This is a genomic window from Pseudomonas sp. FSL R10-2964 (assembly GCF_009600035.1).
Lineage (GTDB): Bacteria > Pseudomonadota > Gammaproteobacteria > Pseudomonadales > Pseudomonadaceae > Aquipseudomonas > Aquipseudomonas bubulae.
In genome coordinates, this window is sequence record NZ_WIWH01000067.1 from 1 (window position 1) to 12,512 (window position 12,512).

11 protein-coding genes are annotated in these 12,512 nt (G+C 56.8%); 9 read left to right on the forward strand and 2 right to left on the reverse strand.

The window, feature by feature from the left end:
- Positions 1 to 276: 276 nt before the first annotated feature.
- Positions 277 to 549: a TfoX/Sxy family protein gene (locus GHN92_RS23155; RefSeq protein ID WP_095002576.1), complete on the reverse strand. Its 273-nt coding sequence runs from the start codon at positions 547 to 549 to the stop codon at positions 277 to 279.
- Between the two features lie 312 nt (positions 550 to 861).
- Positions 862 to 2,418: a bifunctional aminoglycoside phosphotransferase/ATP-binding protein gene (locus GHN92_RS23160; protein WP_133144031.1), complete on the reverse strand. Its 1,557-nt coding sequence runs from the start codon at positions 2,416 to 2,418 to the stop codon at positions 862 to 864.
- Positions 2,419 to 2,534: 116 nt separating this feature from the next.
- Here GHN92_RS23160 and mrcB point away from each other — a divergent pair, with 116 nt between their 5' ends.
- The 9 genes from mrcB (at position 2,535) to msrQ (ending at position 12,335) form a co-directional block, all read left to right on the forward strand.
- Complete coding sequence (gene mrcB / locus GHN92_RS23165; protein ID WP_133144032.1) at positions 2,535 to 4,859, forward strand: penicillin-binding protein 1B; 2,325 nt, start codon at positions 2,535 to 2,537, stop codon at positions 4,857 to 4,859.
- A 16-nt stretch (positions 4,860 to 4,875) separates the two neighbouring features.
- Positions 4,876 to 5,613 (forward strand): M48 family metallopeptidase, encoded by a 738-nt coding sequence (locus GHN92_RS23170; RefSeq protein WP_133144033.1) that lies wholly within the window; start codon positions 4,876 to 4,878, stop codon positions 5,611 to 5,613.
- Between the two features lie 5 nt (positions 5,614 to 5,618).
- A complete protein-coding gene (locus GHN92_RS23175; RefSeq protein WP_133144039.1) occupies positions 5,619 to 5,948 on the forward strand; it encodes a YqcC family protein in 330 nt (109 codons plus the stop codon).
- Positions 5,949 to 6,357: 409 nt separating this feature from the next.
- Positions 6,358 to 8,082, forward strand: a complete 1,725-nt coding sequence (locus tag GHN92_RS23180; protein ID WP_095018783.1) for an acetolactate synthase 3 large subunit — start codon at positions 6,358 to 6,360, stop codon at positions 8,080 to 8,082.
- Between the two features lie 2 nt (positions 8,083 to 8,084).
- On the forward strand, positions 8,085 to 8,576 hold the full coding sequence (gene ilvN, locus GHN92_RS23185; RefSeq protein ID WP_016783407.1) for an acetolactate synthase small subunit: 492 nt from the start codon (positions 8,085 to 8,087) through the stop codon (positions 8,574 to 8,576).
- A gap of 49 nt (positions 8,577 to 8,625) precedes the next feature.
- Positions 8,626 to 9,642: a ketol-acid reductoisomerase gene (ilvC, locus tag GHN92_RS23190; RefSeq protein WP_095002580.1), complete on the forward strand. Its 1,017-nt coding sequence runs from the start codon at positions 8,626 to 8,628 to the stop codon at positions 9,640 to 9,642.
- Positions 9,643 to 9,786: 144 nt separating this feature from the next.
- Positions 9,787 to 10,644, forward strand: a complete 858-nt coding sequence (pssA, locus tag GHN92_RS23195; RefSeq protein WP_095002581.1) for a CDP-diacylglycerol--serine O-phosphatidyltransferase — start codon at positions 9,787 to 9,789, stop codon at positions 10,642 to 10,644.
- A gap of 63 nt (positions 10,645 to 10,707) precedes the next feature.
- Positions 10,708 to 11,721, forward strand: a complete 1,014-nt coding sequence (gene msrP, locus GHN92_RS23200; RefSeq protein ID WP_095002582.1) for a protein-methionine-sulfoxide reductase catalytic subunit MsrP — start codon at positions 10,708 to 10,710, stop codon at positions 11,719 to 11,721.
- A complete protein-coding gene (msrQ, locus tag GHN92_RS23205; RefSeq protein WP_133144034.1) occupies positions 11,721 to 12,335 on the forward strand; it encodes a protein-methionine-sulfoxide reductase heme-binding subunit MsrQ in 615 nt (204 codons plus the stop codon). Before msrP ends, msrQ begins: the two co-directional genes overlap by 1 nt.
- Positions 12,336 to 12,512: the final 177 nt, after the last annotated feature.

Consider the following 12,512-nt stretch of genomic DNA (forward strand, 5'->3'; position numbering starts at 1 on the left):
GAGCAAACCTGACTACGGGGCATAATGTGTCCACCATGTCCCCGCACGTGTGTCCACCATGTGTCCGGTCCGTACACACAGGCAAAAAAAGACCCGGCAAGAGCCGGGTCAAATAACCGTGATTAGCCTGATGAGGAGATTTTCTGAGAGTCCGAACCAAGGGCCTTTCAGAAGATCGACTGGTCTCGCGACCAGATGGCGTAATCATAACAATTCTCATTACCAAGTCAACAACTGTTTTTTACCGTTCATCGTGTTCGTTGCCAGCCTGCCGTATCAGGCCTTTTTCAGTGTGGCCAGATGCTCGACTTGCTGATTGAGGGCCTCTTTGCGTTCTGCAGGAATATCGTTCCAGTGAACATCCAGCAGGGCACCTTCGATAGCATATAAAAGTACTTTGGAGGCTCTGAACCCTCGGGCCTTCACCGCCCGGTAGGCATCCACTGCGCCCAGGCGCTTCAAGTCCGCGGCACTGTGAATGCCAACAGCGTGCAGCCATTGTGAAGAGGTCTTGCCAAGATTTTTCAAATGCTGGAGTTCATCGTTCATCAGCTCTCCTTGCGACGGCGTGAGCTCAGCGTTTACGGGGTATGTTGACTCTATTGAGTGTAGCGCTCAGTAGGAAATTCGTAGTCCGTTAGTCGGTTTTGGAACAAGGCGGAGTTGGAATTGAGCGAATGTGCAGTAGTAAGGCGCAAATCAGTTCCCTGGACCCAAGAGGGTAGAGCGCCCATGGCCATTCAATCGACCTTGGCGACTGTGAAACGCCAGCGCCGGAGCTGATGTCGTATTTGTGTTAACGGGCGATGTTACGCAGGTAAACGCCGTGAAACCGTTGCGGTTCCACGGCGAACATGGACCTTACAGGCCCGGCAAGCGCTGGCGAATGTCGGCAATCAGAGTGTCGAGGCTTTTGCTGTTGTGGGTTTCAACACGCTTGCTGCGCAGGATCTCATCAGCGCCCAGCGCTTCGCGGCTGGCTTGCTGAGCGTTGACTACTTCCAGGGTGGCGTCAGACGGGTCGGTACCCACGGACTTGCGATGGGCCAGCCAGCCTTCGATCACGGCGTCCGGGGCGGTGCAGTCAAGGATCAGGCAAGGAACACCTGTCGCTTCGGCCACTTTGGCGGCCGCATCGCGCTGCTCACGCTTGAGGTAAGTGGCATCGATCACCACCGGGAAGCCTGCTCGCAGGACGATGCCGGCCAGTTCATGCAGTTTATTGTAGGTAGCTGCGCTGGCATCGGCGTTGTAGATGCCATCGCCGACAGCGTTATCTGCCGTCTGCTGATCGAACAGTTGCTTGCGGATGACGTCTGAGCGCAGGCGAATCGCCCCCAAAGCTTCAACCAGTCGCATGGCTACCGAGCTTTTACCTACAGCCGAAACACCGTGCGTAATGGTCAGAAAGCGTGAAGGAATTGTGCTGTAGCTCTCTGCCAGGTTCGCGTAGTTGCGGTATTGACGCAGAGTGGCTGCGCGCTGCACCGGGCTGGCTTCGGCAGGCATGCTGAACAGGCTGACTTTGGCGCGAACCAGTGCGCGGTAGGCCTTGTAGAAGTTCAGCAGCTCCAGGCCCTGATAATCACCGGTCAGTTCCAGGTACTGGCTGACGAAACGGCGGGCCAGGCATTTCAGACCGCGGTCTTCGAGGTCCATCGCCAGGAAGGCGGTGTCGGCGTAGACGTCGGTGAAGCGGAACGGTTCGTTGAACTCGATGCAGTCGAAAATCACTACTTTGCCGTCAATCATCGTGGCATTGCCCAGGTGAATGTCACCGTGGCATTCGCGAATGAAGCCTTGGGCCTTGCGCTGTTCGAACAGCGGCTTGAGGCGGGTGAAGCTGGCCTCTGCCCAGGCCTGGAGTGCTTCCAGTTGCAACAGGTCGGCTTTGTCCGAAAGGAACGGGCGAATTTGTTCGAAGTTCTGACGAACCGGGTCCATTACCGCCTCAGGCGTGCCCTGGTAGTGCGCAGCAGGCACATGGGGCGCCTGCATGTGGAAGCGGGCGATCTGCTGGGCCATTTCGTCGACATGGCCGGCATTCAGTTCGCCATTGGCTTGCAGTGTGCTCAGCAGCTGGCTTTGCGGAAACTGGCGCATTTTCAACGCGTATTCAATGGCCGGGCCTTCACCACCGAATGCTGGTACGTCGGCGCTGCCGGTGATCGGCAGCACGTCCAGGTACAGGCCTTCGGTCAGGCGCTGGTTGAGACGCAACTCTTCATTGCAGAAGTGTTCGCGGCCACTGAGTTCGGTGAAGTCAAGAAAGCCGAAGTTGACCGGTTTCTTCAACTTATAGGCATACGGCCCGGTAAGGATGACCCAGGAGATATGCGTCTCGATAACCTGAAATCCTTCGACTTCATGGGGATAGAGGTCCGGGTTTTGCAGGGCGGCAATCAGGTTCTGGCTCACGGTTGATCCTTCAAGGTCGGGAATATTCGATGCGCCATTATGGCGGCTGGCAGCGGGAGTGCAAACCGCCGGGCTGCGCATGATGAACATGAATAAAGTGCGTATAATCTCGCGCCATGACTCGTACCCGATCTCCTCGTTCCCGTTCCAAACGTCCCTCTGGCGGCCTCAGGCCCTGGCTGGGCTGGGCAATCAAGCTCAGTCTGGTCGGCCTGGTGGTGCTGGCAGGTTTTGCCGTCTATCTGGATGCCATCGTTCAGGAGAAATTCTCCGGAAAGCGCTGGACCATCCCGGCCAAGGTGTATGCGCGCCCGCTGGAGCTGTTCGTCGGCCAGAAGCTGAGCAAGAACGACTTCCTCACCGAGCTCGATGCGCTGGGTTATCGCCGTGAAAGCGTGGCCAACGGCCCGGGCGCGGCATCCGTCAATGGCAACACGGTTGACCTCAATACCCGTGGCTTTCAGTTTTATGAAGGTGCCGAGCAGGCGCAGCCGGTGCGGGTAAGATTTTCTGGCGACTATGTTGCCGAGCTTTCCTCGACCAATGCTTCCAAACTGCCGGTGGTGCGCCTTGAGCCGCTGCTGATTGGCGGCATGTACCCGAAAAACCTTGAAGACCGGATCCTGATCAATATCGATCAGGTACCGCCGTTTCTGCTGGAAACCCTGGTCACCGTCGAGGACAGGGACTTCTATCACCATTTCGGGGTGTCGCCCAAGTCGATTGCACGCGCCATGTGGGTCAATACCTCGGCCGGGCAAATGCGCCAGGGCGGCAGTACCTTGACCCAGCAACTGGTCAAGAACTTCTACCTGACCAACGAACGCAGCCTGAGCCGCAAGCTGACCGAAGCAATGATGGCGCTGCTGCTTGAGTTGCACTATGACAAGCGCGAAATCCTTGAGGCGTACCTCAACGAGGTGTTTGTCGGCCAGGACGGTCAACGCGCGGTGCACGGTTTCGGTCTGGCCAGCCAGTTCTTCTTCAGCCAGCCGCTGGCCGAGCTCAAGTTGCACCAGGTAGCACTGCTGGTCGGTATGGTTAAAGGGCCCTCGGCCTATAACCCGCGGCGTTACCCCGAGCGTGCGCTTGTACGACGTAATCTGGTGCTCGACCTGCTCGAGCAGCAAGGTGTTGCAACGCCCGAGCAAGTGTCTGCAGCGAAAAAAATGCCTTTGGGCGTGACCAAGCGCGGCAGTCTGGCAGACAGCTCGTTCCCGGGGTTCCTGGATCTGGTCAAGCGTCAGCTGCGTGAAGACTACCGCGACGAAGACTTGACCGAAGAAGGGCTGCGAATCTTCACCAGCTTCGACCCGATCCTGCAGATGAAGTCCGAAGCTGCGGTGGGCGAGACCTTCAAGCGTCTGGCCGGGCGCAAGGGCGCGGATGAAGTGGAAGCCGCCATGGTGGTGACCAACCCTGAAACCGGCGAAGTCCAGGCACTGATCGGCAGTCGTGCGCCAGGCTACGCAGGTTTCAACCGTGCACTGGATGCGGTGCGACCGATTGGCTCGCTGATCAAGCCTGCGGTCTATCTCACAGCACTTGAGCGGCCGAGCAAGTACACGCTGACCAGTTGGCTGTCGGATGAGCCATTGTCGATCAAAGGCGCTGATGGTCAGATCTGGAAGCCTCAGAACTATGACCGCCGCTCTCACGGTACGATTTTCCTCTATCAGTCCATGATGAACTCCTACAACCTCGGTACGGTAAGGCTGGGGCAGGAAGTCGGCGTGCCTAATGTACTCAAGACCCTGGCGCGACTGGGTGTGGAGCGCGAGTTTCCGGCATTCCCGTCCATGTTGCTGGGGGCTGGTGCCTTGAGCCCGATGGAAGTGGCGACCATGTACCAGACCTTGGCCAACGGCGGCTTCAATACGCCGATGCGCGGCATTCGCAGCGTGCTGACAGCCGAAGGCGAGCCGCTCAAACGTTACCCGTTCCAGATCCAGCAACGCTTTGACCCTGGCTCGATCTTTCTGATCCAGAGCGCCATGCAGCATGTGATGCGCGAAGGTACGGGGCGCTCGGTTTATAACGTGCTGCCCAAGAGTCTCGCGTTGGCGGGCAAGACCGGCACCAGTAACGATTCCCGTGACAGCTGGTTTGCCGGCTTTAGTCAGGACTTGCTGGCAGTGGTCTGGCTGGGGCGCGATGACAACGGCAAAACCCCGTTCACGGGGGCAACCGGTGCCTTGCAGGTGTGGACCAGCTTTATGAAGAAGGCTGACCCGCTGCCGCTCGACATGCCTCAGCCCGATAACATTGTGCAGGCCTGGATTGATCCGCATACCGGTCAAGGATCGGATGCCGGCTGCCCTGGCGCGGTACAGATGCCGTATATTCGCGGCAGTGAACCGCCAGCTGGTGCCAGTTGTGGTGGGCAAGAGCCCGCCACCGGTGAAGCCGTGATGGATTGGGTCAAGGGCTGGTTGAATTAAGCAAAGAGGGTATGACGTGAATAAGTTGTGGATTGCGGCTGTTTCAGCCCTGGCTTTGCTCAATGGTTGTGCCAGCGTGCCGCAGGGGTCCATCCCTGTGGTCGATTCTGGTGTTGCGGTGTCGAATAACGAGCGTGTTTCGGCCCAGCGTACGGCGGGGAATTATCCACAGGCCACTGCGCCGCGTGCCGCTCAGGCACGTACGATTACCGAGGACTCGGGGGTTGTGGTGATGATTCCGGGCGGCGCTGCCAGCGTGTCGACGCCGATCAGCACCCAGCCATTTACGCCGGGGCCGATCACCCCCGGCCCTGCCGCAGCCCCCATCAGCACGGGTAGCTACACACCGGGCGCGGCCTACAGTGTCCCGACGGCCATTACCCCCAGCGGCATTCCGTCGAACAGCGGCGGCCTGGCTGCCGACGAGCAACTGGATGGCCCGGTGCTGGCGCTGCTTACCACCGCTCAGCAACAACAGGCGAGCGGCGACTTGAACGGCGCTTCATCGAGCCTTGAACGTGCCCAGCGCGTGGCCCCTCGTGAGCCTCAGGTGCTTTATCGTCTGGCTCAGGTGCGTATGGCCCAGGGCGATGCCGCCCAGGCTGAGCAGTTTGCCCGCCGTGGTTTGACGTTCGCCAGCGGTCGTCCGGATTTGCAGGCGAGCTTGTGGGGTTTGATTGCCCAGGCCCGTGAGAAGCAAGGTGATGCCGCTGGCGCTGCATTGGCCCGTCAAAAAGCCAAGGTGAGCCTCTGATGGTCATGGATGCACGCACATCTGAAGTTGCCGGGTTCCTGCTGCTGATCGAACACGAAATGCGCACCCAGGGCTTGTGGAGTGACAAGGTCCCGACCGAACACGACCTTTCCAGCCTGGAGCCGTTCAGTGTCGATCGCCTGGATTTTGAGCAATGGGTGCAGTGGATCTTCCTGCCGAAGATGAAAACCATCGTCGAACGGGGGCAGCCTCTGCCCAGTGTCTCGGGTATTTGGCATATGGCTGAGCATGTGTTTGCCCAGCGTCGTGGCAACTGGAAACCCTTGCTCAAGCATTTCCAAGACTTTGACCGCCTGATCAGCCCTGCCTCCTGAGGTCATGGCTGCCAGTTTTTACTGGCAGCCATCCATTTTCTTGTTGGCTTCTGTCATTTTGCGCGTTTTTTTGTGCGTTCCTGTCGATTTATGCAAATAAATTGAATTGATGGCTTGACTTGGACAGGCCTAATGACAAGAATCGAACTCCCGCTGTAGAGGGGCTGCCAGAAGCAGGCTCTCTCAGCAGATCATGAGGCGCACACCCGCGCCGACCTGTTACACCCGCAACGCGTTACCTCGCGCTGGGTGGGAAACCCCCGCAATACTTGGGGAGTTCCCAATACTTGCTCAGTCAGTGCTGACGTAGTCGGCGACCACCGTCGCTCATGCTCTGCTGAAAAGTAAACCTATTAAGACCCGTTCGTATTTTTGTGGACGGTATTCTGGCGTTTTAGAGGTGAACAACGTGGAGCTTTTGTCTGGTGGTGAGATGCTCGTCCGCTTTTTGCGCGACGAAGGTGTCAAATATATCTACGGGTACCCAGGTGGTGCTCTCCTGCATGTCTACGACGCACTGTTCAAAGAGCCGGAAGTTACCCACATCCTGGTTCGTCATGAACAAGCTGCAACCCATATGGCTGACGGCTACGCCCGTGCCACCGGTAAAGCCGGTGTAGTACTGGTGACTTCCGGGCCGGGTGCTACCAACGCCATCACCGGTATTGCCACTGCCTACATGGACTCCATTCCGATGGTGATCATTTCGGGCCAGGTGCCTAGTACCATGGTCGGAACTGATGCCTTCCAGGAAACCGACATGATCGGTATCTCCCGGCCCATCGTGAAGCACAGCTTCATGATCAAGCATGCTTCGGAAATCCCGGAAGTCATGAAAAAGGCGTTCTACCTGGCGCAATCCGGCCGTCCTGGTCCGGTCGTGGTCGATATCCCGAAAGACATGACCAACCCGGCCGAAAAATTCGAATACGTTTTCCCGAAAAAAGCCAAGCTGCGCTCCTACAGCCCGGCCTTGCGTGGCCACTCCGGCCAGATCCGCAAGGCGGCAGAGATGCTGCTGGCGGCCAGGCGCCCTGTGCTTTACGCAGGCGGCGGGGTTATTTTGGGCGGTGGCTCGGAGCCACTGACCGAGCTGGCAAAAATGCTCAACGTGCCCGTGACCAATACGCTGATGGGCCTGGGTGCATACCCTGGCACCGACCGTCAGTTTATCGGCATGCTTGGCATGCATGGCAGCTTCACGGCCAACATGGCGATGCACAACGCAGACGTGATCCTTGCGGTAGGTGCACGCTTCGATGACCGGGTCATCAACGGCCCGTCCAAGTTCTGCCCGAATGCCAAGATCATCCATATCGATATCGACCCGGCGTCCATCTCCAAAACCATCAAGGCGGACGTGCCGATCGTAGGCCCTGTTGAGAGCGTGCTGACCGAAATGGTCGCCATCCTCAAGGACATCGGCGACAAGCCAAACCCGGAAGCGGTTGCCAGCTGGTGGAAGCAAATCGACGAGTGGCGCGGAGACGGTGACCTGTTCCCTTACAACAAGGGCGACGGCAGCCAGATCAAGCCTCAGGCTGTTATCGAGATGCTCTGCGAAGTGACCAAGGGCGATGCCTATGTAACGTCCGATGTGGGGCAGCACCAGATGTTCGCGGCCCAGTACTACCGCTTCAACAAGCCCAACCGCTGGATCAACTCCGGAGGCCTGGGCACCATGGGCTTCGGTTTCCCGGCTGCGATGGGGGTAAAACTGAGCTTCCCTGATGCTGACGTTGCCTGCGTGACAGGCGAGGGCAGTATTCAGATGAACATTCAGGAATTGTCCACCTGTCTGCAGTACGGCTTGCCCGTCAAAATCGTCAGCCTCAACAACGGAGTGCTGGGGATGGTGCGTCAGTGGCAGGACATGAACTACGGCAGTCGTCACTCCCATTCGTATATGGAATCGCTGCCTGATTTCGTCAAGCTGGCTGAAGCTTACGGGCATGTAGGTATCCGGATCACCGATCTGAAAGACCTCAAGCCGAAAATGGAAGAAGCCTTTGCCATGAAGGATCGCCTGGTGTTCCTGGATATTCAGGTTGATACCAGTGAGCACGTTTATCCGATGCAGATCAAAGATGGCTCCATGCGCGACATGTGGCTGAGCAAGACGGAGCGTACTTAATCATGCGGCACATTATTTCCTTGCTTCTTGAAAACGAACCGGGCGCATTGTCTCGCGTTGTCGGGCTTTTTTCGCAACGCAACTACAACATCGAAAGCCTGACCGTGGCACCAACAGAAGACCCGACCCTGTCGCGTCTGACCCTGACCACGGTGGGGCATGATGAAGTGATCGAGCAGATCACCAAAAACCTGAACAAGCTGATCGAAGTGGTCAAGCTGGTGGATCTGTCGGAAAGCGCTCACATCGAGCGCGAACTGATGTTGGTCAAGGTCAAGGCAACGGGTGCACAGCGTGCAGAAATCAAACGCACCACGGATATTTTCCGTGGGCAGATCGTTGATGTCAGCGCCAGTGTGTATACCGTGCAGTTGACAGGCACCAGTGAGAAGCTCGACAGTTTCATTCAGTCGATTGGAACCGCCTCGATCCTGGAAACAGTTCGCAGTGGCGTCACCGGGATTGCCCGTGGCGACAAAGTACTCAGCATCTAAAACTAACAAGTGCTAATTGGCCTGAATGGCCTGGATATAAGGGAAAATCATGAAAGTTTATTACGACAAAGACTGCGACCTTTCGATCATCCAGGGCAAAAAAGTAGCCATCATCGGTTACGGCTCCCAGGGTCACGCTCAAGCCTGCAACCTGAAAGATTCCGGCGTTGACGTTACCGTTGGCCTGCGCAAGGGTTCGGCCACTGTCGCCAAGGCTGAAGCTCATGGCCTGAAAGTAACTGACGTTGCCAGCGCTGTTGCCGCTGCGGACCTGGTCATGATTCTGACCCCGGACGAGTTCCAGTCCGCGCTGTACAAAAATGAAATCGAACCGAACATCAAGAAGGGCGCCACCCTGGCCTTCTCCCACGGTTTCGCGATTCACTACAACCAGGTTGTGCCGCGTGCCGACCTCGACGTGATCATGATCGCGCCAAAAGCGCCAGGTCACACCGTTCGTTCCGAGTTCGTACGTGGCGGTGGTATCCCTGACCTGATCGCTATCTACCAGGATGCGTCGGGCAACGCCAAGAACCTGGCCCTGTCTTATGCTTCGGGCGTAGGCGGCGGTCGTACCGGCATCATCGAAACCACGTTCAAGGACGAAACCGAAACCGACCTGTTCGGCGAGCAGGCAGTTCTGTGTGGCGGTACTGTTGAATTGGTTAAGGCTGGCTTTGAAACTCTGGTTGAAGCCGGTTACGCGCCAGAAATGGCTTACTTCGAGTGCCTGCACGAATTGAAGTTGATCGTTGACCTCATGTACGAAGGCGGTATCGCCAACATGAACTACTCGATCTCCAACAACGCCGAATACGGCGAGTACGTGACTGGCCCTGAGGTCATCAACGCTGAATCCCGTCAGGCAATGCGTAACGCTCTGAAACGCATCCAGGACGGTGAATACGCGAAAATGTTCATCAGCGAGGGTGCTACCGGCTACCCTTCGATGACTGCCAAGCGTCGCAACAACGCCGCTCACGGTATCGAAGTCATTGGCGGGCAACTGCGCTCGATGATGCCTTGGATCGGCGCCAACAAAATCGTTGACCAGGCAAAGAACTAAGTTCCCAGCCTGTAGAGAAAACGCGGCCTAGGCCGCGTTTTTTCGTTTAAGCGGCGGCTTCTGGTATAAAGCAGGATCGTTTGCGGGTGCGTGTTGGCCCCAAGCTTCTACCGAAACTTTCCATATCGTTGCAAGGTAATGTCCATGAGCGAACGTCCCGAAGAGCCAAAAGCGGCTTCAGACGCCGATAGCCTGCTGCCTATCGATGAGCATGTCGAAGAAGGGCATGACGCCGAAGGCCGAAAAGTCCGGCATCGTGGTATCTATCTGCTGCCGAACCTTTTCACCACTGCGAACCTGTTCGCCGGTTTTTACTCCATCATCAGTTCCATGAGTGCGCAAAGTGCCATGAGTGCGGGTGATACTGCTGGGGCCAGCAAATACTTTGCCTTTGCAGCCATCGCCATTTTTGTCGCCATGGTGCTCGACGGCCTTGATGGCCGTGTAGCCCGCATGACCAATACCGAAAGTGCCTTTGGTGCCGAGTACGATTCCTTGTCGGACATGGTTGCCTTTGGTGTTGCCCCTGCGTTGCTGGCTTTTGGCTGGGCACTGGGGGACATGGGCAAGGTCGGCTGGATGGTTGCCTTCATCTATGTTGCGGGCGCGGCATTGCGTCTGGCGCGTTTCAATACCCAGGTAGGTACAGCGGACAAACGCTACTTTATCGGCCTGGCCAGCCCGGCGGCGGCTGGTGTGGTGGCGGGTATCGTATGGGCATTCAGTGATTACGGTATTCAGGGTTCGAAAATGTCGTTCCTGGTTGCCTTGCTCGTAGCGGCAGCCGGCATGCTGATGGTCAGCAATATCAAGTACAACAGCTTCAAGGAACTGGACTTGAAAGGGCGTGTTCCTTTTGTGGCGATTCTGGCTGTGGTGCTGGTCTTCGCGGTTGTGTTCAGCGATCCGCCGCGCATTCTGTTGCTGGCCTTCCTGGCATATGCGGCATCGGGGCCGATCCAGTACTTGCTGCGTTTGCGTCGTAACAAAAACGCCGAGTGATGTAATTTCTCCCATACTCCGTAGTCTATTGGTGCATCAGCCCTCCAATACTGCGGAGTTGTCATGCTCATCAAGCTGCCTAAAGCGTCCGACTGCAAAGAGTCGGACGTTACGCCTGAATCCTTCTATTTATCCCGTCGTGCATTGTTGGGTAGTTCGCTTGCCGGATTGGCTGTGGGCGCGCTTCCACGTTTGGCCAGTGCCGAAGATGCGGTGCGCTATGCAGATGTTGAACCGGGCAAGGCTCCAGCCTGGTTTGCCGACAAGCTAGCGCAGACCAAATGGCAGGCCGTCACGGTGAAGGGGGAGGCGATCACGCCTTTCAAGGATGCGACCCACTACAACAACTTCTATGAGTTCGGCACTGACAAGGGGGATCCGGCGCAAAATGCTGGTGCCTTGAAAACCGAGCCCTGGACTGTGGTAGTCGACGGGGAGGTGGGCAAACCGGGTCGTTACGCGCTGGAAGACTTCATGAAGCCTTATCAGTTGGAGGAGCGGATTTATCGTCTGCGTTGTGTAGAGGCCTGGTCGATGGTGATCCCGTGGATGGGATTTCCCATTTCGGCATTGCTCAAGCAGGTGGAGCCAACCTCCAAAGCCAGGTACATCCGTTTTGAAACATTGCAGGATCCTAAGGTCATGCCGGGGCAGCGTTCGGGTTTTGCATTGATTGACTGGCCGTATGTAGAAGGGTTACGGCTGGATGAGGCGATGAATCCGTTGGCGATTTTGGCGGTGGGCATGTATGGCCGCGAATTGCCCAATCAAAATGGCGCGCCGCTACGGTTGGTGGTGCCCTGGAAGTATGGTTTCAAAAGCGTGAAATCCATCGTGCGTATCAGTCTGGTCGAGGATCAGCCAAAAACCACCTGGCAAAGCATTGCTGCGGATGAGTACGGCTTCTATGCCAACGTGAATCCGCAAGTTGATCATCCGCGTTGGACACAGGCGCGTGAGCGACGCTTGCCGAGCGGTCTGTTCAGTCCCAATGTGCGCGATACGCAGATGTTCAACGGTTACGCCGATGAGGTTGCTTCTTTATATACAGGCCTGGATCTGCGGAAGAACTACTGATGAAGCATCTACCTTGGCGCCTTGGCGTCTTTATCGTGGTGGCCATCTGGCCTTTGTATTGGTTGTACGAGGCCTGGATCTTTGCCTTGGGGCCAGACCCGGGAAAGGTGTTGGTCGATCGTCTGGGGCTGGGAACGTTGATACTGCTGTTGGTGACGTTGAGCATGACGCCGATGCATAGACTGACGGGCTGGTCGGGCTGGGTCACGGTGCGTCGACAGCTCGGCTTGTGGTGTTTTGCCTATGTGGTGCTGCATCTGTGTGCCTACCTGACTTTCGTGCTGGGGTTTGACTGGTCGCAGTTGGGTGTTGAGCTAAGCAAGCGTCCCTACATTATTGTCGGCAGCCTGGGGTTCTTGTGTTTACTGGCGTTGGCGGTGACGTCGAATCGCTACAGTCAGCGACGCTTGGGCACGCGCTGGAAGAAGCTCCATCGTCTGGTGTATGTGGTAGTGGGCTTGGGGTTGCTGCATATGCTCTGGATAGTGCGGGCGGACCTCAAGGAATGGTCGATTTATGCCTGTATAGGTGCAGGTCTGCTGGCACTGCGCATACCGATGGTGAAGAGCCGGATTCCGCGTCTATATAAGAAGAAATCAGCTTCTGCGATTTAAGTTCAAATTAGTGCTTGACCCTAGATTCAAACGGCCTATAATTCGCCCCACTTCCGGCGCAGTCGAAACGGAAAACTCCTTGAGTTTCAATGAGTTGGACGGTTTTCGGCGGTGTCAGCTTCAAGTCATCGAAGCAGGAAATGAGGTGTTGACAGCAGCGTGTAACGCTGTAGAATT